Source organism: Variovorax sp. WDL1 (assembly GCF_001541225.1).
GTDB lineage: Bacteria > Pseudomonadota > Gammaproteobacteria > Burkholderiales > Burkholderiaceae_C > Variovorax.
Map to the genome: position 1 here is coordinate 1 of NZ_LMTS01000163.1, position 24,413 is coordinate 24,413.

28 protein-coding genes are annotated in these 24,413 nt (G+C 65.9%); 9 read left to right on the top strand and 19 right to left on the bottom strand.

Annotated features, from left to right (window positions below; translation table 11 throughout):
• Positions 1–1,305, top strand: a 1,305-nt coding sequence (locus APY03_RS21670; RefSeq protein WP_232324368.1) for a hypothetical protein, incomplete at its 5' end; no start/stop codon positions are given.
• Positions 1,306–1,819: 514 nt separating this feature from the next.
• A complete protein-coding gene (locus APY03_RS21675; protein ID WP_146039653.1) occupies positions 1,820–2,290 on the top strand; it encodes a hypothetical protein in 471 nt (156 codons plus the stop codon).
• A 711-nt stretch (positions 2,291–3,001) separates the two neighbouring features.
• On the opposite strand, the gene APY03_RS21680 is transcribed toward APY03_RS21675, so the two are convergent.
• The 12 genes from APY03_RS21680 to APY03_RS21735 form a co-directional block, all read right to left on the bottom strand.
• Positions 3,002–3,154: a hypothetical protein gene (locus APY03_RS21680; RefSeq protein WP_162487167.1), complete on the bottom strand. Its 153-nt coding sequence runs from the start codon at positions 3,152–3,154 to the stop codon at positions 3,002–3,004.
• Positions 3,155–3,284: 130 nt separating this feature from the next.
• The gene (locus APY03_RS21685) at positions 3,285–3,518 is read right to left on the bottom strand and encodes a hypothetical protein (protein WP_068679911.1); all 234 of its coding nucleotides are present in this window, start codon (positions 3,516–3,518) and stop codon (positions 3,285–3,287) included.
• 234 nt (positions 3,519–3,752) lie between these two features.
• Complete coding sequence (locus APY03_RS21690; RefSeq protein ID WP_068679913.1) at positions 3,753–3,998, bottom strand: hypothetical protein; 246 nt, start codon at positions 3,996–3,998, stop codon at positions 3,753–3,755.
• The gene (locus APY03_RS21695; RefSeq protein ID WP_068679915.1) at positions 3,995–4,756 is read right to left on the bottom strand and encodes a hypothetical protein; all 762 of its coding nucleotides are present in this window, start codon (positions 4,754–4,756) and stop codon (positions 3,995–3,997) included. Before APY03_RS21695 ends, APY03_RS21690 begins: the two co-directional genes overlap by 4 nt.
• On the bottom strand, positions 4,756–5,175 hold the full coding sequence (locus APY03_RS21700) for a hypothetical protein (protein WP_068679917.1): 420 nt from the start codon (positions 5,173–5,175) through the stop codon (positions 4,756–4,758). Before APY03_RS21700 ends, APY03_RS21695 begins: the two co-directional genes overlap by 1 nt.
• Positions 5,175–5,396, bottom strand: coding sequence for a helix-turn-helix transcriptional regulator (locus APY03_RS21705; RefSeq protein ID WP_068679919.1), 222 nt, complete (start codon positions 5,394–5,396; stop codon positions 5,175–5,177). Before APY03_RS21705 ends, APY03_RS21700 begins: the two co-directional genes overlap by 1 nt.
• A 58-nt stretch (positions 5,397–5,454) precedes the next feature.
• The gene (locus APY03_RS21710) at positions 5,455–6,222 is read right to left on the bottom strand and encodes a hypothetical protein (RefSeq protein ID WP_146039655.1); all 768 of its coding nucleotides are present in this window, start codon (positions 6,220–6,222) and stop codon (positions 5,455–5,457) included.
• A gap of 101 nt (positions 6,223–6,323) precedes the next feature.
• The gene (locus APY03_RS21715; RefSeq protein ID WP_068679923.1) at positions 6,324–6,527 is read right to left on the bottom strand and encodes a hypothetical protein; all 204 of its coding nucleotides are present in this window, start codon (positions 6,525–6,527) and stop codon (positions 6,324–6,326) included.
• Between the two features lie 105 nt (positions 6,528–6,632).
• Positions 6,633–7,850, bottom strand: a complete 1,218-nt coding sequence (locus APY03_RS21720; RefSeq protein WP_068679925.1) for a tyrosine-type recombinase/integrase — start codon at positions 7,848–7,850, stop codon at positions 6,633–6,635.
• Positions 7,851–8,000: 150 nt separating this feature from the next.
• Positions 8,001–8,573, bottom strand: coding sequence for a DUF6691 family protein (locus tag APY03_RS21725; RefSeq protein WP_068679927.1), 573 nt, complete (start codon positions 8,571–8,573; stop codon positions 8,001–8,003).
• On the bottom strand, positions 8,573–9,103 hold the full coding sequence (locus tag APY03_RS21730; protein ID WP_068679929.1) for a YeeE/YedE thiosulfate transporter family protein: 531 nt from the start codon (positions 9,101–9,103) through the stop codon (positions 8,573–8,575). The genes APY03_RS21725 and APY03_RS21730 overlap by 1 nt, the downstream gene beginning before the upstream one ends.
• Complete coding sequence (locus APY03_RS21735; protein WP_068679931.1) at positions 9,100–10,539, bottom strand: MBL fold metallo-hydrolase; 1,440 nt, start codon at positions 10,537–10,539, stop codon at positions 9,100–9,102. Before APY03_RS21735 ends, APY03_RS21730 begins: the two co-directional genes overlap by 4 nt.
• 85 nt (positions 10,540–10,624) lie before the next feature.
• On the opposite strand from APY03_RS21735, the gene APY03_RS21740 reads away from it, so the two are divergent.
• The 3 genes from APY03_RS21740 to APY03_RS21750 are packed head-to-tail and all read left to right on the top strand — an operon-like array spanning position 10,625 to position 13,263.
• The gene (locus tag APY03_RS21740; protein ID WP_068679933.1) at positions 10,625–11,845 is read left to right on the top strand and encodes a DNA-binding protein; all 1,221 of its coding nucleotides are present in this window, start codon (positions 10,625–10,627) and stop codon (positions 11,843–11,845) included.
• Between the two features lie 46 nt (positions 11,846–11,891).
• A complete protein-coding gene (locus APY03_RS21745; RefSeq protein ID WP_083944501.1) occupies positions 11,892–12,587 on the top strand; it encodes a Vgb family protein in 696 nt (231 codons plus the stop codon).
• A gap of 16 nt (positions 12,588–12,603) precedes the next feature.
• Positions 12,604–13,263, top strand: coding sequence for a hypothetical protein (locus APY03_RS21750; RefSeq protein ID WP_068679935.1), 660 nt, complete (start codon positions 12,604–12,606; stop codon positions 13,261–13,263).
• On the opposite strand, the gene APY03_RS21755 is transcribed toward APY03_RS21750, so the two are convergent.
• From APY03_RS21755 to APY03_RS21765, 3 genes are all read right to left on the bottom strand, one after another.
• Positions 13,154–13,993: a hypothetical protein gene (locus tag APY03_RS21755; RefSeq protein WP_068679937.1), complete on the bottom strand. Its 840-nt coding sequence runs from the start codon at positions 13,991–13,993 to the stop codon at positions 13,154–13,156. The two genes, APY03_RS21750 and APY03_RS21755, sit on opposite strands and share 110 nt — an antisense overlap.
• Before the next feature lie 74 nt (positions 13,994–14,067).
• Positions 14,068–14,901 (bottom strand): alpha/beta hydrolase, encoded by an 834-nt coding sequence (locus APY03_RS21760; protein WP_068679939.1) that lies wholly within the window; start codon positions 14,899–14,901, stop codon positions 14,068–14,070.
• Between the two features lie 11 nt (positions 14,902–14,912).
• Positions 14,913–15,218 (bottom strand): hypothetical protein, encoded by a 306-nt coding sequence (locus APY03_RS21765; RefSeq protein ID WP_068679941.1) that lies wholly within the window; start codon positions 15,216–15,218, stop codon positions 14,913–14,915.
• A 177-nt stretch (positions 15,219–15,395) separates the two neighbouring features.
• Between APY03_RS21765 and secA the strand changes: the two genes are divergently transcribed.
• From secA to APY03_RS21785, 4 genes are all read left to right on the top strand, one after another.
• A complete protein-coding gene (gene secA, locus APY03_RS21770; protein WP_068679943.1) occupies positions 15,396–18,182 on the top strand; it encodes a preprotein translocase subunit SecA in 2,787 nt (928 codons plus the stop codon).
• 23 nt (positions 18,183–18,205) lie between these two features.
• Positions 18,206–19,435: a bifunctional glutamate N-acetyltransferase/amino-acid acetyltransferase ArgJ gene (gene argJ, locus APY03_RS21775; protein WP_068679944.1), complete on the top strand. Its 1,230-nt coding sequence runs from the start codon at positions 18,206–18,208 to the stop codon at positions 19,433–19,435.
• 122 nt (positions 19,436–19,557) lie between these two features.
• Positions 19,558–20,427, top strand: coding sequence for an ATP-binding protein (locus APY03_RS21780; RefSeq protein WP_068679946.1), 870 nt, complete (start codon positions 19,558–19,560; stop codon positions 20,425–20,427).
• A gap of 8 nt (positions 20,428–20,435) precedes the next feature.
• A complete protein-coding gene (locus APY03_RS21785; protein ID WP_068679949.1) occupies positions 20,436–20,861 on the top strand; it encodes an NUDIX domain-containing protein in 426 nt (141 codons plus the stop codon).
• Here the strand turns inward: APY03_RS21785 and APY03_RS21790 are convergent.
• The 4 genes from APY03_RS21790 to APY03_RS21805 are packed head-to-tail and all read right to left on the bottom strand — an operon-like array spanning position 20,855 to position 24,394.
• Positions 20,855–21,070 (bottom strand): DNA gyrase inhibitor YacG, encoded by a 216-nt coding sequence (locus tag APY03_RS21790; RefSeq protein WP_068679951.1) that lies wholly within the window; start codon positions 21,068–21,070, stop codon positions 20,855–20,857. The two genes, APY03_RS21785 and APY03_RS21790, sit on opposite strands and share 7 nt — an antisense overlap.
• Positions 21,071–21,080: 10 nt before the next feature.
• Positions 21,081–21,836, bottom strand: coding sequence for a cell division protein ZapD (zapD, locus tag APY03_RS21795; RefSeq protein ID WP_068679953.1), 756 nt, complete (start codon positions 21,834–21,836; stop codon positions 21,081–21,083).
• A gap of 37 nt (positions 21,837–21,873) precedes the next feature.
• Positions 21,874–22,890, bottom strand: coding sequence for an HAD family hydrolase (locus APY03_RS21800; protein WP_068679955.1), 1,017 nt, complete (start codon positions 22,888–22,890; stop codon positions 21,874–21,876).
• Between the two features lie 10 nt (positions 22,891–22,900).
• Entirely contained in the window at positions 22,901–24,394 is a 1,494-nt protein-coding gene (locus APY03_RS21805; protein ID WP_068679957.1) for an MBOAT family O-acyltransferase, read from the bottom strand.
• Positions 24,395–24,413 lie beyond the last annotated feature (19 nt).

Consider the following 24,413-nt stretch of genomic DNA (forward strand, 5'->3'; position numbering starts at 1 on the left):
CTCGAAAGCGGCCGCCGCTTTTTGCGCCGGAAAGTAGCTACCCGAACGAAGGAAAATATGCGCGCTACTGAAGTCTTCACGCCAAAAGGTGAGCCCGGCGTTACCTACGTTGACGACCATCTCATCGAAAAGGGTAAACGCCTGCGTCAAGACCTCTCCGCAGGCCCTTGCGTTGTTTCTCTTTCCGGCCCATCGAAGTCCGGGAAGACGGTTTTCATTGAGAAGACGCTCGGCCGGGACAACTTGGTCAAGGTGAATGGCGCGGGAGTGAAGTCTGCGGCCGCATTGTGGCTGAAAGTGTTTGCTGTCATAGGCACACCAATAAAGGTCGTCGAAACAAAAGAGAAGAACAATACCTCTACTTTCGGCGCCAAGATTGAGGGCAGTGTGCCGCTACTTGCTAAGGGCGAAGTGTCCACTGAGGGAAGTTGGGGCTCAAAGGAGGCAGCAGCGACTGAAATTTCTGTTGACTACGTTGCCCTGCTGGTCGAAGAGCTGGGCGGGACCGGATACATCGTGTTCGTTGACGACTTTCACTACATCGATCCTGACCTACAGCAGGAGATTGCGGAGCAGATCAAGGAAGGAATTGAAGGTAAGGTGCAGTTCGTCTGTGCGTCTGTACCATATCGTTCTGACGATGTGTTGCTAGCAAACGCTGATCTGCGAGGACGCGCCTACAAAGTCGACTTCGACTATTGGGATCACGCTGAACTCGCCAAAATTGCGCATGTTGGCTTTGCGGCGATGAATCTCAACGTATCGGGCGCAGTCATTGACGCGCTTGCGAGCGAGGCGGCGGGATCGCCTCAGCTTATGCAGACGCTCTGCCTCAATCTCTGTTTCGACATTGGCCGCGAAATGCGACCCGACGAACAGGTCACGATTGGCGCTGATATGGACTTGATCGCGAGAGTATGTCGCCGCACCACTGCAAACAACGACTACTCGTCGACTGTTGCGGCAATGAAGGATGGCCCCAAAGTACGGGGAAGGGAGCGCAATTCATATGTCTTGCGTAGTAGCAACGCGGCTTTGGATGTGTATCCGCTCATCCTCCGTGGCGTTGCATGCGACCCTCCTAGGCTGACGCTTAAAGCCAACGAGCTGACAACGCGCGTTCAAGGTCTGTGCATTGGTGAGCAGCCGGGTAGTGGGAGCATCGTCAACTCTTGCGGTCATATCGTGTCGATCGCTAACGAATCTGAAGGCCGACAAGTAATTGAGTGGGACAGCGAGCGTGATCTGCTCGACATTCGAGACCCGTACCTTCTCTTCTTCTTGCGCTGGGGTCAATGGCGTTGAGCAAGATATCGGCTCCGATGCCAGGACCGCATACCGGCGATGCGCCTCGCGGTGGGCCATCTTGTTGGTCATCCGATGTTCTGTGTGTTCCCCACTGAATGGACTGCTTGCGTCGCACTATCATTCTCATGCTTTCTATTCATCGGTTATGACAATGCTTTTTTCTTTCGAGTCATTTCTTAGGCGCTGTCAAACCCTCGAAGGTCATGTCCTTCACACTGGCACGCACGCAAAACCGTTCACCGTCGAGGTCGAGGGTAGTACCGTCTACTTCGTTCCGCACTCGTCCGGCAAGCGTCGTCGCGCGGACCCGCGAAAAACGGAACGGGTGCTGTCCCAGCTTGCGGAGTCGAAGGCATGGGCTCCCGGTGAGTATCAAGCAATTACCTATCACGCCTCGTACATCCTGGCGGTAGCAAAGCATGGGGGCGCCTAGTCATTTCTTCGAGCGGACGGACAAGACGACGCTTCGCGTGATCTTTTCCATCGCTCACGTCAAACCTAGCTCGCCGAAATGAAGCCCGCTGCGCTGCCGTCTCGCCTGATGCTCGCGTGCGAGCAATTGGATGTCGCGGCCGAGCTGTTCGTTGCGGAACGAAGCTATGTGTCGGCTCTTACCCTAGCTGGCGCCGCCGAGGAGATTCTGGGGAGTGCCGTATCAGCGCGAAATGAAGAACCCGCTCTAGCTCGTCGCTTCTCAGCCAGGTTCCGCGCAATTGAGGGTATGAAGTTTTTGCCACCAGACAGGAAAGCATTCTTCAATAGCCAAAACTACGCGAGGAACGCGGCCAAGCACATGTCTCCCAGGCGCGGAGATAGGTGCCTAACATCAGAGGATCGCTACTTTAAAGTCGATCCAAGAGCCGCCGCAATGGACATGATCTTGCGCGGCATGCACAATAAAAATTTGTTGGGAATACCGGAAAGCAGTATTTGCAACCAGTTCTACGCCTTGTATCTCTACGAACTTCATCGCGAAGAGTGACCAACAATGAGCGGTTTAAGGCTCGCTCTTCGGAGGCGAAGAGTCTGCCGTCGCCCGATCCCTGAGAAGCCGAGTAGCCGATGAGCTGCCCGGTCTCAGTGACTTGTGGCCGGCCATCGCGCGCGGACCCGGCCAGTGAACCCAGCCCCGCGCTCCAGGTACGACAAGACAATGGCCGGTGAGCTGGGGCGCCGTCGAGCGCCATCGGTCTGAACGCCGTCGCTTCGTCCGGAGCATTCGCTGTAATCGAGTTGGCTTCGCCGGGCCGCCGTCGCTACCATCTGGCTCGCGTGAGCCCAGGAGGAAAAGTATGCGCGTGAAACAACTGTCCATCGCCGTAGCAGCGGCCATGTCCCTGGCAGCCTTCGGCATTGCGCCCAAGGTCGCAACGCTCGTGCCCGAAGGCGCAGGCCGCCGTTCGACGGACGCCTTGACTAGACGGCCCCTACACTGGAACGCTCATAGGTCCGTCTGGGCCAGAGGGGGAGGCCTTTCGGGGGCTTTTCGTCGTCGTGGACAAAACGGCCACGAGTAGCTCCACCGCGACACTCGCTGTGCCATGAGGGACGACCGTGCCAGCAATGGGGGCGGCCACGGGCAAGATTGGTGCGAGCACAGAAACGGCAAGCGGTACCGCCTCTCGCGCTAGGCGCCTAGCCGCCGCGCTCTCGCGCGCGCGGGCGCGCACCCATGTACTGGACGTTTCTCCGCTCAGGCATCTCGATGCATTGTCTTCCGGGAGAAGCCGATGGGCCGGTGGACCAGTGCCTTCATCGCCTCTCGCGAAACGATGTCGATGATCTCCTCGGCCTCCAGTCCCTGAGCGGACAGCTCCTGGGCTCTCGCCCGCAGCTTGATTGACATTGCTGTCACCACGGGTCGGGTCAGGTCGTGAGCAATGCGATTCACGGCGGTCCTGACGTTGGGGTCGAGTCTCTCCCTCACGATGTGCTCCGGTTACCGCCTGGCTCGCGCCAGGCGCTTCGCCACCGGCCTAGGCTGCGTCGGCCTTGGGGAAAAAACCGCGATAGATCCAGCGGACCGCGAACATGATGAGCGGCGGCGCAATGATGCCTAGCCAGATGCCTCCGCGCAGTACCACGCGGTCCATGTCGAACCCGTCCTCGTAGAAGTTCAACATCAAAGCGGCGACCCAGCCGGTCGACCAAACAGTCCACACGACGTAGTAGAGCCGCTGCACGCCGACTTCGAAGTTCCCACGATTCATGCCCGCGACTGTAGCCTAGGCCGGCGTTCCTGTTCGTTGTCTGCGCGGTCTTCGTCCGCCAGCTGGATGCAGGCGTCGCACCGCAGAGGCCTTGCGCCTTGCCGTCTCCGCCGGTCAGTTCGGCGGGCTCATCGTCGGCGACATCGAGGAGGTGAATGCGGCCGGGTGTGGATCGGGCCGACACCTGGGCGATCACCTCTGCGTCGCCGCACAGCAGGCTGCGCAACCATGCGGTCATGGTCGAGCCTCCGGGCGGAGGCGCTGCACCTCGCGAGCCTTGCGCCTTGCGGTCTCCACGACCAGCGCGGCGCGCTCTTCGGCGTCACGGGCCAGCGCCAGAAGCTCAGCGTGGTGTTGCCGAGCCAGCGCGCACAAATCTGGCCTCGCGAGGGTCGCAGGCCATACGACCAATCGGCCCTGCTCGATGCAGACCGTGAGGCCCTCGCGGTCCAGGAAGAGGAAGGCTTCGGCGGCAGTCATGCGTCCTCCTCCACCGGCACGAAATCGGCATGGGATGGCAGTAATGCAAAAGGAGGGCTACCGGGTGAGCTATGGATTCGCTCTTCGCATGCATCGACAAATCGGCCGGGAACCCGCGCCATGACTCGGTTTTCGGCCGCTTCGCAAAGGTTCACGGCGTGCCCCAGGGCATCGACCCAAGGTTCACGGCGTACCCCAGGCTGCGGCAGTTTTTGGTCACCGCGTGACCCGGTACGGGTCATGGCGTGCCCCTGGGCTTTCGTTTTTTCCACGAGGGCTTCGGCATCGGGCTGGGCTTTGGCATCGGCCTTAGCCTCGGCTTCGGCCTGGGCGATCAGGGCGCGGGCCTGTGCGATGCTGGTCACGCGCTTCCATTCATTCGTCGCCGGTCTGGCCTCGATGAACTTCTTGGGGAAGGCATAGGATTGAACATCGGTCACGCGGTAGAGGTTCGGCAACCGATGTCCGTCCTTGTCTCTGCCGCCCGTACTCGTCAAGGCGATGAGGCCGACCGCGCGCAACGCACGCAGCGAGCGCGCCAGGGTCGTCTTGTGCTTGATGCCCCGATGCTTCGCCTTGGATAGCGGTAGAGAGAGGTCGCCGTTGTTCGTGGCGCGCAGATCACGCAGGAGTGCCAGATAGGCCAGCACGTCATGCGGCGACAGCGCGCGAAACGCATCGCTGTCGTAGATTTCATCGTAGATGCGCGCGCTGTGGCCGCGAGGATCGCCCACCTTGGGCCTGTGGTCCCGGCCCATCATTGCACCCCTGTGCGCTTGCCCTGCGGCCCGCTGACGGGCTTTCCGTGGGCGGGCTGGGAGATGGTGGCCTGGCGCAGCTTCGGCGCCTCCTGGGCCTCGCGGCGCAGCGCCAGCGCGCGGTCTCGCTGCTCGGGCGTGAGGTAGTAGCGGCCGGGATAGCACGGGCGGCGATCACGGTTCAGCATGCGCACCCTCTCGCACGCGATGCTGAACCCCAACTCGCGGCAGGCACGCATGATTACGTCCGGCGAGTTCTCGCAGCCGACGATGGCATCCAGGTCGTGCCGCATCTTTGGTCCATCGAGCAGCGCCTCGATTGCGCGCTGCTCATACGGGGCGACCGGCCAGCGGCCGGGATTGGTCGCGGAAGGTGATTTGCGCAGCTTCCCGGTGCGCTCGGTCTTCGGTGCGCGCATCACGCGGCCTTCTCGCTGGCCTCGACGATATACGCCTCGATGGCGTCCAGGTCGAAGAGGGTCAGCCGTTTGCCCACCCGCAGCGGCTTCGGGAAGTCGTGCCTGGTCGCTGCCCAGTGCCACAGCGTGGACTTGGCGATGTCGAAGTGGGCTGCTGCCTTTGCGGCGCGCGCAAGGCGCCGGCCGGCTCTGGTGGGGATGGATTCACAATGCGGTGTCACGCTGTACTCCGTTGCTATTTGGATTCAGCGATGCTCTCGCGCCATCGGCGCGCAGTCATTACCCGCCTGCTTGCTGACGTGCCCGTTTGCTTGCTGCCGGGGTGTGTCTCAGCCACACCTCGCGGATAGTCTTCTCCTTCACATCGACCCCGTGCTGTCGCTTGACCATGCGCATGTAGTCGCGAGCAAAAGCTGATTTGTTGTTGTCGTAGCTTCCACAGTGCTCGGCCCATTCTTGGACGATCCAGTCCCTTGCTAGGGCGTACTTGCTTTGGCGCTCGGTACCGCCACTGCGCGCGAACGCTTGGCGAGCGACTCGCTCTTCCGCATCGCTGATCGCGCCCTCGAAACGAACGAGGGATTCATCAGGGGTTCGAGACTTTCCAATTCCGCGGAAGAACACCCATGCACGCTTTGCCTCGACCGCATCGGCTAGCAGCAAGCCGGCCTGAAGCCGCCTCACTTCGTTGGCTGACCGGAATCCCTTGGCCGCAAAGTCGGCGAGCATGAGGCCCACGATGAGCGGCACCTCCCAAGGCGTCCATGCGGGTTCGGCAGCTCCCAGCAAGTCGGAGGCGATTTTCAGGCTGTCAACCTCTCCCTTCAAGTTGCTGACATTCAAGTCATGGAACGTCGTCTCCCAAACCCAGTGGGCGCTATCGCGCCACGCTGATTCACTGCCGGACCATTCCTTCGCTGCAAATGAGACTGCTCGTGCAACGGCGTCGTCAGACCTACCTTCGTAGTCTGACAAAGTGCTCGTGAACCATGCACACAGGTCTTTCGCACGGTTGAGTGCATCACGCAGTAAGTCTTTCTTGTCCACGCGCCCCTCGCGCCCCTGATTGGGATGCCGGCCCAGCCACGCCAGGGAAGCGGGTTTTCGGGGATCAGCCTAGGGCCGGCGAAACAGAGATGATGCTGGGCCTACGCCGCATCTAGGCTGGCTGCCAGCCCTTCCAATCGGCTCTCGGCCATGCGAGCCAGGCGGGCAGCGTCAATCTCCGGCTGCTCGGCGTCGGTGCGGTCCAGGCCGGCGACGATGCTGCGAAGCAGGGATTGCACCTCGAACACCGCCTCAATGCGGTCCTCAGCGGTGGCGAGAGTTGAATGATTCAGGGTAGCTGCCATGTCTGGAATCCTTCAGGTGTGGCGGTCAGGCGGCCCGTGGTGTTCCTGCACCCGAGCCGCCGCCTTGTTGCCCCGGTCAAGACCGCGCCGGGGCTTCGCGGTACCTCAGGCGGCGCGACGCAGCGGCACGACGTTCTCCCCGGACTCCAGGGCGACGACGATGGCGCCCCAGTCGTCCATGATGCGGCGGCGCTCCTCCAGGTGCTCGCTGCGGGCGTAAGCCGCCACCACCTTGCTGCGTTCGGCGTGATCGAGCTGGCGCTCCAGCGCGGCGACGGTCCAGCCGCGCTCGGACAACAGGCTGCGCGCAGACGCGCGGAACCCGTGGAGGGTCTGCCGGCCCTGATGGCCCATGCGGATCAGCATGCGGCCGATGGTGTTCTCGCTCATGAAGCCGTCCGCGCCGTCGCGATTCGGAAACAGGCTCGGCGTGTCGCCGGTCAGGGCGTGCAGCTCGCGTAGAGTGTCGAGCGCGGGCTGGGACAGCGGCACGACGTGCGCTTGGTTGAGCCCCTTGCCCATCTTCATGCGCGCGGCCGGGACGCGCCACTCGCACGCGTCGAAGTCGATTTCATTCCAGCGCGCCAGCCGCAGCTCCTGCGACCGCAAGAAGGTCAGCAGCGCCATCCGGGTTGCCAGCAGCGTGAGCGGGTCGGCGGCCTGGTAGCTCTTCAGGTCGCGCAGGAAAACGCCGAACTCGCGCCGGTCGGTGATGGCGGGCCGGTGCTTCGTGTCCGGGGTGAGGATGGCACGCTCCAGGTCGCCCGCGGGGTTGTACGTTGCCCGGCCCGTGGCAATCCCGTAGCGGAAGACTTGGCCGCACACCTCGCGCAGCCGGGTGGCGGTGTAGGCCGCGCCACGCGCCTCCACTTTGCGCAGCATCGCCAGCAGCTCCGGCGCAGTGATCGATGCAATCGGGCGGGAGCCGATCACCGGGAACACATCGGCCTCCAGGTGCTTGAGCATCTTCGCCGCTGTCACCTCGGCCCACCGCTTGGCGTTGGCCTTGTGCCAGTCCAAGGCCACGGCCTGGAAGCTGTTGGCGGCCTCGACGGCAACTCGGGCCTTGGCCGCCTTCTTCGCGGCGCCAGGGTCTTCGCCGCGACCCAGCATCAGCTTGGCCGCTTCGCGCTTGGCGCGGGCCTCCTTCAGCGCAACGTCGGGATAGACGCCGAAGGCCAGGCGCTTCTCCTTGCCGGCGAATCGGTACTTCATCCGCCAGTACCGGCCGCCGGCCGTCGTGATCTCCAGGTAGAGGCCGCCGCCGTCAAAATGCCTGCCTGGCGTGGTGAGGTTGCGGAGCTTTGCGTCGGTCAGTTTCATGGCTTCCCTTGATGGGTGGGGGCACAAACGGGGGCATATTCTGCCCCGACTCTGACGACATCAAGCATTCATGCGGGTTTGCGGGCTATGTTCGAGTCAGACAAGCGCACCACAAATAAGCCCGGAGTCCAAGACCTTCCGGGCTTTCTTCTAATGCGATGGATGTGTAGCCATCGCTTCCGCGCTCTGCGAAACCGGCTCATGCAGGGCCGCGGCGCGAGGGCGAACCACGACGTCGAGCGGTTCGCTGGAAACCCTGGCAGGGGTGCCCCCCGCGAGGGTGACACGTCCGAGGCTCCCGGCCTCCAGCACTTTCTTCAGTCGTGGATAGGTGGCGATGAAAACTGTCGCCGCAGCCAGCATGCCGGCCATCGCCCATACCCCTTCGCGGCGCCCACTGCCCGCGGCCGCTGCCGCCGTGCCGGGGCAATAGCCGGAGAGTGCCATCCCGGCCCCGAACAGAACCGCGCCGCCGATCAGGCCGACCGGGTTCATCGGCTTGGGCTCGACGGTCGTGACCCCGCGGCGCTTGAGCCAGCGGTGGCCGAGCGCACCAACTGCGACGGCCGTGCCCATCGTCTTCGCGACGCGTGCATCGTCGCCGGTCAATTGGCCGACGATCGTCCGCGAATCGGCCAGCCCGCCGCGTTGCAACAGCGCGCCAAAGGCGATTCCGGTCGCCAAGCCGAGCACGTTGCGTGTGCTTTCGCTCATCTCCGCCATCAGACCTCCTCGACCTGCTGCCTTGCGCCGCGCGCGCGCCGCGCCAGCAGCGATCCGACACCGAACATCACAGGCGTGAACAGCCAGCTCGATCCCGCACCCTGCGCGGTCCCCGACAGTGCATGTCCGCTGGTGCAGCCGTCGGCCATGCGGGCCCCGAACATCAGCATCGCGCCGCCGGCGGCACTGGCGAGGGGCGAGCGCTTCGGCGCGCCAACCCGATGGTTGTCGGCCCGTGAAGCATCGTTGCCGCCGAACGTTCGCGCGGCCGCCATGCCGCCGAGGATCGTCCCGAGGACCAGCCACGACTCCCAATTGAACTTGGGAGGCTCCCTGCGTGCCTTGACGTACTCGTTCACGTGCGCGGCGTCGGGCGCCACCCGGCGCGCGGCGAGCGCTGCCGAGCTTTCGTAGGCCCCACTGACGCCAATCCCCTTGCGGAAAGCCGCGAACGCGCAGATGTTGAGCAGCCCGATCGCCGCCCCGATCAAGTAGGGCGACGGTCCGGAATGGTGATGATGTGTACTCATTGGCGCGGGCCCTCCACGTCTGGTGTCGTGACTGACTGCTCCGAAGCGCCGACGTCCACGCGTCGCTCCATCTTCTTCCACGCCTCCATGCCGCCGAGCAGGTTGCGCACGTCGCGCGCGCCGCGGCGCAACAGCATGCTGGCCGCCAGGCTCGCGCGATGGCCGACGGCACAGGTAACGACCACCGCGGCTTCGGAATCGAATGACGGCTGCAGTCGATCGAGCTCTCTTTCGACGTAGCCCACGTACAGGTGTGATGCGCCGGGAATGTGCCCCTCGGTCTCGAACTCGCCGTCGTCACGCACGTCGATCACACGCAGGTCGCGCTGCGCAGGATCGACTTCGATGCGGCCAGGTTCGACCGTGCCGACGCCCGCCATCGGCAGTCCGTGGTCGCGCCAACCTTCGAAGCTGCCAGCGAGCACTCCTTCAACGTGGTCGAAGCCAACCCGCCCGAGCGCCTTCACCGCATCGTCCAATGCCTCGTCCGCGTCGTCGAGCACCAGATAGATCGACGTGCCGGCCTCGGCGACCCAGCCTGCGAACACAGGCAGCCCGTCGGACCAGATGCTGTACGAGCCCGGCACGTGACCGCCGGCGAACGCCTCCGGCCGGCGTAGATCGAACACGACTCCGCGACGGCTTTCCGCCTGGAAGTCCTTGGGCTGCAACACCCGCACGGCGCTGGACGAGGTCAGTGGCCCCATCCCACCCTTCGAATTCACCTGTTCCATGTGCCGGAAGTAGGGCGGGCGCGGAATTCGCTCGTCCAGCTTGCCTTGCACGAAGGCCTCTCGCGAACGTACGAACACCGGGTTGTACTGGCGTTCCAGTCCGATCGTCGAATCATCACGTTCCGCGATGTTCCCCCCGCAGACCGAGCCCGAGCCGTGCGCCGGGAGCAGGATGGCCTGGTCTCCCAGCGGAAGAAGCTTTGCATGCACTGCATCGTAGAGTTGGCCCGCGTGCTCGGCAGTCTGCGAGGGATCTGTCAGGTCAGTCCGGCCGGCCTCGCCGATGAAGAGCGTGTCGCCGGTGAACACCGCCCACGCATGGTCGGGCGCGTCTTCGAGGTAGACCGCATAGCACATGCTCTCCGGTGTGTGGCCGGGCGTGTGGAGAGCAACGATCCGGATGCCCTGGGCGACTTCGAACCCTTCGCCATCGTCGAGCCGGATGTCGCCATGGCCGAAGCCCTTGTGTCGCCCGTTGACGATCTTCGCCCCACACTGGCTCGCCAGCTCGGCCGAGCCCATCACGAAGTCCTCCTGGCGGTGGGTCTCGATCGAGTATTTGATCGTCAGCTTGTGCTTGCGCGCGAGCGTCACGTACTCGTTGACGTCCCGGCGCGGATCCACCACCGCCGCCTGGCCCTCGTTACCGATCAGGTAAGCCACGTGGGCGATTCCGGGTGTCTTGATGCGCTCGAGGATCATGAAATCATGATGAGACAGCCGGGTCCACCTCTTCGTAGGATGGAGCCGCATGCAGGGACGTCCTGCATGGGGGTAGCCTATCGCCATGGACTCCCTGATCGCCGCCTCCGCGCGCGTCCTTGCCGCCGGCGATGCGCTCGGCGCCCTCAAGCGCGTCGCCCTGCGCGACGACCCGCCGGCGCTGGCCTTGCGCGGCATTGCCATGGCGCAGCTCGGCGAGCACGCGCGCGCCCGCGAACTCCTGCGCAGCGCCGCGCGCGGCTTTGGTGTCCACGAGCAGCTGGCACGCGCGCGTTGCATCGTTGCCGAAGCCGAGGTGGCGCTCGCCATGCGCGACCTCGGCGGTTCGCCACACTTGCTGGCGGCGGCGTCGGCCACCCTCGAGGCGCGCGGCGACCGCGCCAACGCGCTGCAGGCGCGGCTGATCGCAGCGCGCCGGCTGCTGCTGCTCGGCCGCCTCGAAGAGGCCGCGGCCGCGCTGGCACACCTCGATGCACGCGGCCAGCCGCCGTCGCTCGAGGCCGTGGCCGCGTTGACAACGGCAGAACTCGCGCTGCGCTCGCTGCGCATCGATGCGGCCCGGGAGGCGCTCGCCCGTGCCGACGACGCGGCCCATCGCGCCCGAGTGCCGGCGCTAATCGCGGAGGTGGGGGAGACGCGCTCATTGCTCGATCGTCCAGCCGCCCGGCGCCTCCGCGCCGGCGGCGAGCAGCCGCTGCGCCTCGGCGAGGTCGCAGCCCTGCTGAACTCCGGCGCGCTGGTGGTCGACGCCTGCCGCCGCGGTCTGGGCTTCGATGCGCAGTGGCGGCCGCTGGCGCGGCGACCGGTGCTGTTCGCGTTGGCGCGCGCCCTGGCCGAGGCGTGGCCCGGCGATGTCGATCGGGAAGCCTTGATCGCCTGCGCATTCCGCACCCGCGATCCCGACGAGACGCATCGAGCGCGCCTGCGGGTCGAGATCGGCCGGCTGCGCGCGCTCGTCACGGCGCTGGCCCGCATCGAGGCCACCGGGCGGGGCTTCGCCCTGAGGCCGCGCGACGAGCGCACCGTTGTCGTGCTGGCGCCGCCCATCGATGGCGAGCAGGCCTCTCTGGCGGCGCTGCTTTCCGATGGCGCGGCCTGGTCGACGTCGGCCCTGGCCTTGGCCCTGGGGGCCAGCCAGCGCACCGTCCAGCGCGCACTCGCCGAGCTCGAGGCAGAGGGTCGCGTGCGCTCGATAGGGCGCGCCCGGGCGCAGCGCTGGCTGTCGCCACCGCTGGCCGGATTCACGACGATCTTGTTACTCCCCGCTGCGCTCGCGCTTGACTAGAGTTGACTCCAGGCGTCGATCCGAGGCGCATCACAAGGAGCAAGCGGTGACCAGCAAGACCCTCAAGAACAGACCCCAGGCTGCGGTGCACGCGGCCGAGATCGTGCGCGAGTACGGGCCCTTCGCCGGCGCCGACAGCGTGCACGGCGTGACTCACGACGGCCAGCGCGTCTGGGCTGCCACGAGCGCCGGACTGGTCGCGTTCGACCCGGAGAGCGGCCAGACCACGAACGCCCTGGACTGTGTCGGCGACGCCGGCACCGCCTTCGACGGCACGCACCTCTACCAGATCGCCGAATCGCGCATCGACAAGATCGATCCGGCCAGCGGCCAGGTAGTGGCGTCGATCCCGGCGCCCGGCAACGGGGGCGACTCGGGGCTCACCTGGGCCGAGGGCAGCCTGTGGGTGGGGCAGTACCGCGATCGCAGGATTCACCAGGTCGATCCCGCCACCGGCGCCGTTGTTCGCACCATCGAGTCCAACCGCTTCGTGACGGGCGTGACCTGGGTCGATGGCGAGCTGTGGCACGGAACCTGGGAAGGGGACGACAGCGATATCCGCCGGATCGATCCGCAAAGCGGCGATGTGCTCGAGCGGCTGGAGATGCCGCGCGGCACCGGCGTCAGCGGGCTCGAATCGGATGGCGCCGACCTCTTCTATGCAGGCGGCGGAGGAAGCGGAAAGGTCCGCGCCGTGCGCCGTCCCAGAGACACATCGAACCGCGAAGGGAGCACGTCTTGAATCCCGGAGCTACGTCATGGCAAGCCTTTGGCCCTGGCTGGCAATCGCAGGGTTCGGTGCGCTTCACGGGCTGAACCCCGCCACTGGCTGGATGTGGGCTGCCGCCTGGGGCGTGCGCTCGGGCGATCGGGCGCAGGCGCTGCGGGCATTGGTGCCGATCGCGATGGGGCACGCCTCATCCATCGCGTTCGTGGCCGCCGCTGTGGCATTCGGCTTGTCGATGGATCGCCTGGTGATGCAAGCCGTGGCGGCCGGGCTGCTGGTGGTTGTCGCGTTGCTTCACCTGTGGGACCGCACGCCGCAGCGGGCACGTGCTCCGGCGGGGCATGCCGGGCTGGCCCTCTGGTCCTTCATGATGTCCACTGCGCACGGCGCCGGATTGATGCTGGTTCCCGCGCTGGTCCCGCTTTGTTTCGCAGGCGCGTCGGCCCGGGAAGCCAGCACATCGGACTCGCTCATGCTGGCGCTCGCCGCGGTCGGCGTCCATACCGCGGCCATGCTCGCCGTCACCGGCTTGATCGCCACCGGGATCTGCCGGGGCTTCGACGCCGGCACCCGCTGGCTCCTCAGGCCGTCATGGCGGGTGTACCCGGATCCTGTCGCAGGGCCTGCCTTCCCATCGCCCGGACCGCATGCAGCACCGGAAGGGCCGCGAGCGCCGCAGCCAGATGCTTGAGCGTGTGACCCGACACCAGTTCGTGCGTGGCAGCGAAGATTGCGTGGTCCGACAACTCGAACAGCTTGGCCATGCCGTAGAGAAGGATCACCCAAGCAGGCTTGAACCCGGTACCGCTGTCCATCGGTCTGGCGAGGGCCAGCGCCAGGAGCACCGCCATGCCGCCGAACTGGACCAGCGCCCAAGGCAGCACATTGCCGGTCTCGAGAAAGACGCCCACTGCCAGCAATCCGCCGGCCAGCGTGAGCCAGGCTGCCGGCCAGCCGGCGCGCGGGCTTGCCCGATCGCAGACCGCCACGCCGACGATGCCGGCGAATGCGACGGCCATGCCGGCACGATCGGCGGCCAGCCTCAGGCTGTCGGGGTGAAGGTGGTAGAAGGCCGACCCCGCGGCGGTGAGGATCAGTCCCGCGAAGAACATCCGGGCACAGCCGAGTGCGTTGCCGGGCTGCTTCGACGCCGATGGCGGCGGCGCGGCGGGCTGAGCGGCTTCCCGTGCCCGGTCGAGCCGGAGCAGCCGTGCCAGGCCCCAGATGCCGATCGCCGCGAAGGGAAGGTTGCTCAGCACGTCCATTGCGTTCGGCAGTCCGTGCCAGGCACGGCTGTCGGCAAAGGGTGCGCCGCCGAGTTCAGGCGATGGCAGGGCGGGCCCGGCGAAAGCGGTCACCAACAGCGAAGCGAAGAAGACCAGCAGTGCATATTCGCGATGGGAGAGGGATGGCAGGACCATGGTGGAACTCCCGGACCGCGCTCATTGGAGACCTTCGGCTGCGGTGCTGTTCGACATGGGAGCGGCCTGGCGTCTCATGCCGCCTTCGGCTCCGGGAGGATGGCCGTCAAGGCGAAGTCGACGAGATGGAGCCAGGTCGCTTCGAGGCGCATGATGCTGTGGTGGTCCGACCCGGCGATCGTCTGCACGCTGACGGGCGTCGGCCAGGCCGCGATGAGCTTCTGCGAGCGCTCCGGCAGCACCACGTCGTCCTGCTCGGCCAGGAGGACCTGGGTTTTCGCGGCGACTTCCTTGCAGTGCGTCAGGGAATTGAACTGGTGCCGCAGCAACAGCGAAAGCGGAACGAGCGGGAAGCGCTTCTTCGCGACCTCCAGCATCGAGTCGTAGGGCGTGACGAGTTGCAGGCTCGCGAACTCCTGCCGCGCCACCAGCTGAATGGCCACTCCCGTCCCCAGGCTTCGACCGACCACATGCAGGCGCGCGTGCGGCAGGGCCCGTCGCAGGTGATTGGCAAACTGGCTCGCGTCCTGCACGGAGGCCAGCTCGGAGGGGTGCCCCTCGGAGTCGGCCACCCCGCGATAGTTGATCGCCGCGAATCCGAAGCCTTCCGGAAGCCAGTGCAGCCCCTGCGCCGTGGCGCGGACATCCTCGCCGCGCCCCGCGAAGTAGATGAACAGGTCCTGCAGCGCTTCCTCCCCATGAGGGTGGTAGATGTACCCGCGCACCATCCCGCCCGGCACGGTGTGGGAGTACGTGGAAAAGTCGTCGGAAAGGTGGACGACGGGGTGCTTGCGGGCATTGAACAGGATGTGCCCCTGGCGTGCCGCCAGGAGAGCCCAGTAGGCCGCGATGCTGCCGATGGCAGCGGCCGAAGCCGAGAGTGCTATGCGAAAGGCTCTGGACGACAAGGTTTTGCTTCTCAGTGGCGGGTGTGGACCTTCAGCCGCAGGGTGACGTCGGCCCAGCCCCTTGATTTCAGCCGCGCCTGCAGCGCAGGCACCAGTTGCCGCAGCTTGGCCGCCGCCGCGCTGCCCCGCACCAGCAGGCACCAGCTGTTGCCGTCCACCGGTCCGGCCTGGACGGCGGAGCGCATCTCGGGCGGGATCAGCTCCTGAATGGCCTGCAGCCGTTCAGAGGCGTCGCGCGCGCGCGCCATCAGGCTCGCCAGCGTGGGCGAATCCTCGGCGGCTTGCTGCAAGGTGAGGGGGTGGAGACGACGATTCATGACAAGGCGGCTGTAATGGCAACGCGGCTAAAATGCCCGGTTTGCCGGCACTCGTGCCGGCGGGGTCCGTCCCATTTGGCGTGTTGATTTTGCGCCAGGCGCGCCCACCTGCTTTCACTTTCTTAGGAATTTCGGTCGCGGACCCGCATGCCATGGGGTCGCTGTCGACCCGCTCGCATGGCCACCAACTTCCTGACCCAGATCTTCGGCAGTCGCAACGACCGGCTCCTCAAGCAGTATCGCAAGACGGTCGATCGCATCAATGCGCTCGAGCCGACTCTCGAGAAGCTCAGCGACGACGCACTGCGTGCCAAGACCCAGGAGTTCAAGGACCGGCTGGGACGCGGCGAGACCGTGGACGACCTCCTGCCCGAAGCCTTTGCCGTCGTGCGCGAAGGCTCCAAGCGCGTGATGAAGATGCGCCACTTCGACGTGCAGTTGCTGGGCGGCATGGCGCTGCATTTCGGCAAGATCGCCGAGATGCGCACCGGGGAGGGCAAGACCCTCACGGCCACGCTGCCGGTGTACCTGAATGCGCTGACCGGCAAGGGCGTGCACGTGGTGACGGTGAACGACTACCTCGCCAATCGCGATGCACGCTGGATGGGCCGCCTCTACAACTTCCTCGGTCTCACCGTCGGCATCAACCTGCCGCAGATGCCGCGCGAGGAAAAGCAGCAGGCCTACGGCAGCGACATCACCTACGGCACCAACAACGAGTACGGGTTCGACTACCTGCGCGACAACATGGTCTACGAGACGCAGGACCGTGTGCAGCGCGGGCTGAACTACGCCATCGTCGACGAGGTGGACTCGATCCTGATCGACGAGGCCCGAACCCCGCTGATCATCAGCGGCCAGGCCGAGGACCACACCGAGCTCTATCTGGCGATCAACAAGGTCGTGCCGCTGCTCACCCGCCAGGAAGGCGAGGCCGACCCGCGTACCGGCGAAGGCGTCACCAAGCCGGGCGACTTCACGGTGGACGAGAAGACGCACCAGGTGTTCCTGACCGAGGACGGCCACGAGAAGGCCGAGCGGGTCCTCTCCGAGTTCAAGCTGCTGCCCGAGGGCGCCTCGCTCTACGACCCGGCCAACATCACGCTGATGCATCACCTCAATGCGGCGCTGCGCGCGCGGCACCTCTACCATCGTGACCAGCACTACGTGGTGCAGCAGGGCGAGGTGGTGATCGTCGACGAGTTCACCGGCCGCCTGATGACCGGCCGCCGCTGGAGCGACGGCCTGCACCAGGCCGTGGAAGCCAAGGAAGGCGTGGAGATCCAGGCGGAGAACCAGACCCTCGCCTCGATCACCTTCCAGAACTACTTCCGCCTCTACGCCAAGCTCGCTGGCATGACCGGCACGGCCGACACCGAGGCCTACGAGTTCCAGGAGATCTATGGCCTGGAGACCGTGATCATCCCGCCCAACCGCCCGAGCAGGCGCGAGGACCAGCTCGACCGCGTCTACAAGACCACGCGCGAGAAGTACGACGCCGCCATCGAGGACATCCGCGAGTGCTACGAGCGCGGCCAGCCGGTGCTGGTGGGCACCTCTTCCATCGAGAACTCCGAGATCATCGACGGGCTGCTCACCCAGGCCGGCCTGCCGCACCAGGTCCTCAACGCCAAGCAGCACGCGCGCGAGGCCGAGATCGTGGCGCAGGCGGGGCGTACCAAGATGATCACCATCGCGACCAACATGGCCGGTCGCGGCACCGACATCGTGCTCGGCGGCAACGTCGACAAGGCGATCGAGGCGGTAGAGATCGACGAGGTGATGGACCCTGCCACCAAGGCGTCCGAGATCGCGCGCCTGCGCTCCGACTGGGAGAAGGACCACGAGTTCATCAAATCGCTCGGCGGCCTGCGCATCATCGCCACCGAGCGCCACGAGTCGCGGCGCATCGACAACCAACTGCGCGGCCGCTCGGGCCGCCAGGGCGACCCCGGCTCCTCGCGCTTCTACCTGAGCCTCGACGACCCGCTGATGCGCATCTTCGCTGGCGAACGCGTCAAGGCCATCATGGACCGCCTCAAGATGCCGGACGGCGAGGCGATCGAGGCCGGCATCGTCACCCGCAGCATCGAGAGCGCGCAGCGCAAGGTCGAGGCGCGCAACTTCGACATCCGCAAGCAGCTGCTCGAGTACGACGACGTCTCGAACGACCAGCGCAAGGTGATCTACCAGCAGCGCAACGACATCCTCGATGCCGGCGACCTCACGGCGCAGATCGAGGGCCTGCGCGAAGGCTGCTTCACCGACCTGGTGCGCCAGTACGTGCCGGCCGAATCGGTCGAGGAGCAGTGGGACCTGGCCGGCCTCGAGAAGACGCTCGCGAGCGAGTGGGGCATCGACATCCCGCTGCAGAAGGAAGTGGAAGCCGCCACCGCCATGGGCGACGAGGACATCGTCGAGAGGGTGATCGCCGCGGCCAACGAGGCCTTCAACGCCAAGGTGGCCCTGATCGGGCAGGAGAACTTCACGCAGTTCGAGCGGATGGTGCTGCTGCAGAGCATCGATACCCACTGGCGCGAACACCTGGCCTCGCTGGACTACCTGCGCCAGGGCATCCACCTGCGCGGCTATGCGCAGAAGCAGCCCAAGCAGGAATACAAGCGCGAGGCCTTCGAGCTCTTCGGCCAACTGCTCGATTCGGTCAAGAACGAAGTCACGCGCCAGCTGATGACCGTTCGCGTGCAGTCCACCGAGCAGCTGGAGCAGGCCGCCGAGGCCATGGAAAGCCGCGGCGAGAACCTGGCCAACATCACCTACAGCGCGCCGACCGAGACCGGCGAGGTGGAGGTCCGCGTCGACGAGGAAAGCCAGCGCCGCCTGGCGGCGATCGCCACCGGCGGCCTGCCGGCCGGCGCCGCTGCCTTCGCGCGCGTGGGCCGCAACGACCCCTGCCCTTGCGGAAGCGGCAAGAAATTCAAGCACTGCCACGGCAAGCTCAGCTGAGCCGCATCATCGAGGGAAATCCCATGCCCGTGAATCTCTCTGCCCCCGACCCTGCCGCTCTGCACGCGGTGCCCGGCATTCGCATCGGCGTGGCCGAAGCGGGCGTGCGCAAGGCCAACCGAAAGGACCTGACGGTCGTGCTGATCGACGAGGGCGCCGCGGTCGGCGGCGTGTTCACGCAGAACCGCTTCTGCGCCGCGCCGGTCCAGGTCTGCCGCGAGCACCTCGAGAAGGATTTCGGCATCCGCGCAATGCTGATCAACACCGGCAACGCGAATGCCGGCACCGGCGAGGACGGGCTGGCGCGCACCCGCGCCACCTGCATCGCGCTGGCCCGCAAGCTCGAGGTGGCGCCCGAGCAGATCCTGCCCTTCTCGACCGGTGTGATCATGGAGCCGCTGCCCATCGACCGCATCGAGGCCGGCCTGCCGGCCGCGCTGGCCGATGCGCAGCCCGACCATTGGGCGCGCGCCGCGGAGGGCATCATGACCACCGACACCGTGCCCAAGGCCTTCAGCCGGCAGGGGCAGATCGGCGGCGCGACCATCACCATCACCGGCATCAGCAAGGGCGCGGGGATGATCCGGCCCAACATGGCGACCATGCTGGGCTTCATGGCGACCGACGCGAAGATCGCACCGGCGCTGATCCAGCCGCTGGCCAAGGCCCTGGCCGACGCTTCCTTCAACCGCGTGACCATCGATGGCGACACCTCGACCAACGATTCTTTCGTGGTGATCGCGACGCAGAAGGCCGCGCATGCCGCGATCGATTCGCTCGATTCTCCCGACGGCCGCGCGCTGGTCGAGGCCATGCAGGCGGTCGCCCGCCAGCTGGCCCAGGCCATCGTGCGCGACGGCGAGGGTGCGACCAAGTTCATCACCGTGCGGGTGGAGGGCGGCCGGGACGCCGCCGAATGCCGGCAGGTGGCCTACGCGGTCGCCCATTCGCCGCTGGTAAAGACCGCTTTCTATGCCAGCGACCCGAACCTCGGGCGCATCCTGGCGGCGGTCGGCTACGCGGGCATTGCCGACCTCGACCAGACCGGCATCGACCTCTACCTCGACGACGTGCATGTGGCCGTCAAGGGCGGACGCAATCCGAGCTATCGCGAGGAAGACGGCCAGCGCGTGATGAAGCAGAGCGAGATCGTCGTGCGCATCGCACTCGGCCGCGGCGAAGCGGCGGACACGGTGTGGACCTGCGACCTGAGCCACGACTATGTGTCGATCAACGCCGACTACAGGTCGTAATGTCCTCCCCCAGGCCTAGCGCACTTCGTGTCGCTTCGCCAACCCCCTCGCCAGGGCGACACCAGCGGCCCGGCAAAGCCGGTTCCGCGGTGTCCCCCGAACAAGCCTCATAGCCAGCCGACATGAATGAGAAGTTTGAGAGATTGATCGAGCGCGCCGAGCAGTTGATCGGCCGCATCGAATCCATCCTTCCCCAGCCGCTCGCGGCGCCCGCCGATTGGAACGCCTCGATCGCCTGGCGCTACCGTCGCCGCAGCTCGGGCCATGGCACGCTGGAGCCGGTGCGCCACCTGGCGCCCATGCCGCTCGAGGCGCTGAAGGAAATCGACGTCCAGAAGGAAAAGATCGAGCGCAACACGCGCCAGTTCGTCGAGGGCAAGCCGGCCAACAACGTGCTGCTGACCGGCGCCCGCGGCACCGGGAAGTCTTCGTTGATCCGTGCGTGCCTTCATGCCTATGCGCCGCAGGGGCTGCGCCTGATCGAGGTCGACAAGGCGGAACTGACCGACCTGCCCGACATCGTCGAGGTGGTGTCGCAGCGGCCCGAGAAGTTCATCGTCTTCAGCGACGACCTGAGCTTCGACGAAGGCGAGCCGGGCTATAAGGCGCTCAAGTCCATCCTCGACGGCTCGGTGGCCGCGGCCACGCCCAACGTGCTGATCTACGCGACCAGCAACCGGCGGCACCTGCTGCCCGAGTACATGAAGGACAACCTCAGCTACACCCACACCGAGGATGGCGAGGTGCACCCGGGCGAGGTGATCGAGGAGAAGATCTCGCTGTCGGAGCGCTTCGGCCTGTGGGTGAGCTTCTACCCCTTCAGCCAGAACGAGTACCTCGCGATCGTCGCGCAGTGGCTGTCCTCCTTCGGCGTCGATGCGAAGACCATCGAAGGCGCACGTGCCGAGGCCTTGGTGTGGGCGCTGGAGCGCGGCTCGCGCAGCGGGCGCGTCGCCTACCAGTTCGCGCGCGACTACGCGGGCCGGCACTGAGCGCGGCGATGGCGGACCAGCGCAAGCACACCGAGGTGGCGGTCGGCATCCTGATCCGCGCGGAGGACGAGGCATTGCTGCTGTCGACCCGCCCCGAGGGCAAGCCCTATGCCGGTTACTGGGAGTTCCCGGGCGGCAAGATCGAGAGCGGCGAGTCCATCGAGCAGGCACTGCGGCGCGAGCTGCACGAGGAACTGGGCATCACCATCGATGCCGCCGAGGTCTGGAAGACGACCGAGCACGACTACCCGCACGCGCTGGTGCGCCTGCACTGGTGCAAGGTGCGCGCGTGGCGAGGCGAGTTCGAGATGCGCGAAGGCCAGGCCATATGCTGGCAGCAGCTGCCACTGTCGGTGACCCCGGTGCTGCCGGGTGCGTTGCCGGTGCTCGACTGGCTGGCGCAGGAGCGCGGCCTGCCAGGGTCCGCCTACTGAAGCTTGGGGTCGCCGAAGGCCTCGTCATCGGGCGGGGCCTCCGCCGGCATGCGGAACTCTTCGGTGGCCCAGGCGCCCAGGTCGATGCCCTTGCAGCGCGCGCTGCAGAAGGGGCGGTAGGGGTTGCTCGGCCCGTAGACGCTGTCCTTGCCGCAGGCCGGACAGCGCACGATGCGCTCGCCGGCGGCAGTCTTCTTGCTCGTCGCCATCTCGCAGTCCTCAAGCGCAGAGCGTGAGCTCGAAAGGGGTGTCTTCCGTGCTCTGGTGCAGACGGTCGTCAGCCTCGTGCCGCATCAGCCGCACCGACACCATCAGGCGATTGCCACTGATCTCGGGGATGAGGCCCAGCCGCGGATCGATGCGCAGCCGCAGCAGCTGGAAGCTCCGGCCCTGCGGCAGCGTTTGCTGGAACTGGCCGCCGGTGGCGATCACCTTGTAGGGGACGTCGGCATCCCGCAGCAGCTTCAGCAGCAGGTAGATCGATTCGGCCAGCGGCGCAAGCGTGGAGGACCAGCGTTCCAGGTCGGCGCGGCGTTCATGGGCCTGACGGTGCTGCCAGGCGTAGTAGGCGGGCAGGTCGAACTCGCAGGTGCCGCCGGGAATGCTGGCGCGGCTGCGAATGCTCATCAGCCACTCGTTCTCGGTCAGCGCCTGGCCGGCCTTGCCGGGAATCGTGTTGAGCGTCGCGAAGTTGCTTTCGAGCTTGGCGACGATCTGGTCCAGCACCGCCTCGGAAATCGCGGGGTTGCCGCGGTAGCCGTTGAAGACGTTCTTGTGCTTGTCCAGGTCGCGCAGCACGTCGGCCTTGAGGTCGGCGCGCGCGGCCACATCCATGATCTCGAAGATCGTGACCAGCGCGTAGTGGTGGGACAAGGGCGAGTCGGCAGGCACCAGCTCGCCGAGGCGGCGAAACAGGTGCTCCAGCCGCAGGTAGGTCCGGATGCGCTCGTTGAAGGGGTATTCGTAGAGGATCACGTGTGTGTGGGTTTCCGGTCGAGGGATGATAAGCCTCTCACGGTGCCTTCGCCTGTGGGACAGGCAGCACTTCACGCACGACGGCCAGCATGTGCTCGCCCAGCGCTATCTGTCCATGCATGGACAGGTGGGTGTCGTTCGAGAAATAGAAGTCCTGGATCTGTGCGCTCTTCTCGCGAGAGAAGGCGTAGAGGTCGGGTCCGAGCCTGGCTTCGACGAAGCCGCTCACGAAGTCTTTCGAGAACTCGGGCTTGAGATACACGGTGGCCTTGTTGGGGATCACCATCCACAGCTGCGGGATGGCGGGGTGCTGCGCGGCAAAGGTCTTGATGCGGTCCAGGGTGCCCGTGGTCAGCGGTCCGTTGCCTTCGTCATCGATGAAAACCGGCAGCTTGTCGCACTCGCGGTGGGAGAAGTACTTGCAACCTCCGGGGAAGGACCGGACCCAGGTGTTCTTGTTGAACAGGAGATCGACGCTCGACCTCTTTGCGCGCCACGAGTTGTAGTAGGCCTCCGGGCCGGTATCGAACCGCGCGGTCCAGTTGGGGAGGGCGTCGGGACCCGGAAGCGCTGCCGGCTGGACGAAAGGCTCGAGCTTCGACTCGAAGGGCTTGACGACCTTGTCGCAGGTCTGGCCGTCCACCGTGCGCTCATCGAGCAGGCGCTCCACGCTTTCGAAGATGATGAGCTTGCCCTTGAAACCCGCGCGTTGGAGCCACTGGTCGAAATCCTTGCACATCACCGTGCCGTACTGGCCCCAGTAGGTGGTGGCGACGCGGTAGCCCGCCTTCACCAGCGAGGCCTGCCAGTAGAGGGTCATCGAGAAGCTGTCCCCGATGACCAGGATGTCCGCCTGGTCGACCGGCGCCGCCTTGAGGTAGGCCGGATCGACCGTCGGTGCCGGCTTGGTCCAGCCGAAATCCTCTTCCGCCAGGTGGCCGATGCGGGTCAGGTCGCCATAGGGCGGGAGCGTGGTCAGCGAGACGAGCCACATCGCGAACACGGCCACATAGCCGGTGACGAAGATGCGGAGCCAGACTTTTGCGAGCGTCATGTCGCTTTTTTCAGAATTGGAAGTACAGGAAGGGGCTGTAGCCGCCCAGCTTCGACACCGCCCAGGCGAACATCACGAAGCTGCCGGCGGCGATCAGCACGGTCGAGCCCAGGGCCAGCACCCGGTTGCCCGCCACGGCCTGCGGATGGGGCACCCAGCGCTCGAGCGAGATGGTGGGCGGGAAGGCCACGCAGATGAGCAGGCCGATCAGCAGGGTCCTGAAGAACTCGGACTTGCGGTAGGGCACCAGGCCCATCTCGCTGAAGGCGGTGGGCGGCGCCCCATGCAGCCCCAGCATGCCCTTGTAGACGGCCACGGCCGTGTGCATGCCGTCGGCGCGGAAGACCACCCACGCCACCATCACGCACAGGAAGGTGAGCAGCCAGCCGAACACGCGCGCGACGGGCCCCGCCGGAATGTTGCGCCGCACCTTGGCGTTCCAGAGGTGGTTGACCATCAGGTAGGCGCCGTGCAGCGCGCCCCAGATCACGAAGGTCCAGGCGGCGCCGTGCCAGAGCCCGCCCAGCAGCATGGTGAGGAACAGGTTCAGGTAGCGCCGGGCCGGCCCCTTGCGGTTGCCGCCCAGCGGCACGTAGAGGTAGTCGCGCAGGAAGGTCGACAGCGAGATGTGCCAGCGGCGCCAGAACTCGATGATGTTGGTCGACTTGTAGGGCGAGCGGAAGTTGAGCGGCAGCTGCACCCCAAGGCACATCGAGAGGCCGACCGCCATGTCCGAGTAGCCCGAGAAGTCGAAGTAGATCTGCAGCGTATAGGCGAGCACGCCGAACCATGCCGTGTAGAGCGTGGGGGTCATGCCGTTGTGCGCGCCGTTGAACATCAGGTCGGAGTACTGGCCCATCGGGTCGGCGATGAGCAGCTTCTTGGCCAGCCCGAAGCTGAAGATCGCCAGCCCCACCGCAATCTTGTGCGGGTCGGCCTTGTAGGTCCCCGGGTTGGCGAACTGCGGCATCATCTGCGCGTGGTGCAGCACCGGGCCCGCAATCAGGTGCGGGAAGTAGGTGACGAACAGCGCGTAGTGGATGAAGCTGCGCTCGTGCACCTTGCCCTGCCAGCAATCGACCAGGAAGGCGATCTGCGTGAAGGTGTAGAACGAGATCCCGATCGGCAGCGCGATGTGCAGCATCGAGATGGGCGAGAAGCCCGCGGCAGCCAGCCCCTCGTTGACGTTCGAGACGAAGAAGTTCGCGTACTTGAAGACCGCCAGCACGCCCAGGTTGACCACGAGGGCGATGATCAGCAGTCGCTTGCGCTGGGCGTCGTCGCGACCCGGCCCGGGCGTGAGCCGCAGCCCGAACCAGTAGTTGATGCAGATCGAGGCGATCAGCAGCGGCATCGCCTTGACGCTCCACCAGCCGTAGAAGAACAGCGAGGCGAGGGCCAGGAAGCCGGCGGCAGCGCGTGCGTTGCGTTTGCCGATCAGGAAGAAGCCGAGCAGGACGATCGGGAAGTAGACGAAGAGAAACGCGTGCGAATTGAAAAGCATCTCGGATGGGGCGGACGCG

Excerpts from the sequence above, each read along its gene's own strand:
- APY03_RS21780 (WP_068679946.1), top strand. The coding sequence starts at position 19,558 with ATGAATGAGAAGTTTGAGAGATTGATCGAGCGCGCCGAGCAGTTGATC.
- APY03_RS21785 (WP_068679949.1), top strand. The coding sequence starts at position 20,436 with ATGGCGGACCAGCGCAAGCACACCGAGGTGGCGGTCGGCATCCTGATC.
- APY03_RS21805 (WP_068679957.1), bottom strand. The coding sequence starts at position 24,394 with ATGCTTTTCAATTCGCACGCGTTTCTCTTCGTCTACTTCCCGATCGTC.
- APY03_RS21755 (WP_068679937.1), bottom strand. The coding sequence starts at position 13,993 with ATGGTCCTGCCATCCCTCTCCCATCGCGAATATGCACTGCTGGTCTTC.
- APY03_RS21765 (WP_068679941.1), bottom strand. The coding sequence starts at position 15,218 with ATGAATCGTCGTCTCCACCCCCTCACCTTGCAGCAAGCCGCCGAGGAT.
- APY03_RS21690 (WP_068679913.1), bottom strand. The coding sequence starts at position 3,998 with ATGACTGCCGCCGAAGCCTTCCTCTTCCTGGACCGCGAGGGCCTCACG.
- APY03_RS21720 (WP_068679925.1), bottom strand. The coding sequence starts at position 7,850 with ATGAAACTGACCGACGCAAAGCTCCGCAACCTCACCACGCCAGGCAGG.
- APY03_RS21735 (WP_068679931.1), bottom strand. The coding sequence starts at position 10,539 with ATGATCCTCGAGCGCATCAAGACACCCGGAATCGCCCACGTGGCTTAC.
- APY03_RS21680 (WP_162487167.1), bottom strand. The coding sequence starts at position 3,154 with ATGTCAATCAAGCTGCGGGCGAGAGCCCAGGAGCTGTCCGCTCAGGGA.
- APY03_RS21730 (WP_068679929.1), bottom strand. The coding sequence starts at position 9,103 with ATGAGTACACATCATCACCATTCCGGACCGTCGCCCTACTTGATCGGG.
- APY03_RS21790 (WP_068679951.1), bottom strand. The coding sequence starts at position 21,070 with ATGGCGACGAGCAAGAAGACTGCCGCCGGCGAGCGCATCGTGCGCTGT.
- APY03_RS21715 (WP_068679923.1), bottom strand. The coding sequence starts at position 6,527 with ATGGCAGCTACCCTGAATCATTCAACTCTCGCCACCGCTGAGGACCGC.
- APY03_RS21675 (WP_146039653.1), top strand. The coding sequence starts at position 1,820 with ATGAAGCCCGCTGCGCTGCCGTCTCGCCTGATGCTCGCGTGCGAGCAA.
- APY03_RS21700 (WP_068679917.1), bottom strand. The coding sequence starts at position 5,175 with ATGCGCGCACCGAAGACCGAGCGCACCGGGAAGCTGCGCAAATCACCT.
- APY03_RS21750 (WP_068679935.1), top strand. The coding sequence starts at position 12,604 with ATGGCAAGCCTTTGGCCCTGGCTGGCAATCGCAGGGTTCGGTGCGCTT.
- APY03_RS21800 (WP_068679955.1), bottom strand. The coding sequence starts at position 22,890 with ATGACGCTCGCAAAAGTCTGGCTCCGCATCTTCGTCACCGGCTATGTG.
- argJ (WP_068679944.1), top strand. The coding sequence starts at position 18,206 with ATGCCCGTGAATCTCTCTGCCCCCGACCCTGCCGCTCTGCACGCGGTG.
- APY03_RS21695 (WP_068679915.1), bottom strand. The coding sequence starts at position 4,756 with ATGGGCCGGGACCACAGGCCCAAGGTGGGCGATCCTCGCGGCCACAGC.
- APY03_RS21685 (WP_068679911.1), bottom strand. The coding sequence starts at position 3,518 with ATGAATCGTGGGAACTTCGAAGTCGGCGTGCAGCGGCTCTACTACGTC.
- APY03_RS21725 (WP_068679927.1), bottom strand. The coding sequence starts at position 8,573 with ATGGCGGAGATGAGCGAAAGCACACGCAACGTGCTCGGCTTGGCGACC.
- secA (WP_068679943.1), top strand. The coding sequence starts at position 15,396 with ATGGCCACCAACTTCCTGACCCAGATCTTCGGCAGTCGCAACGACCGG.
- APY03_RS21740 (WP_068679933.1), top strand. The coding sequence starts at position 10,625 with ATGGACTCCCTGATCGCCGCCTCCGCGCGCGTCCTTGCCGCCGGCGAT.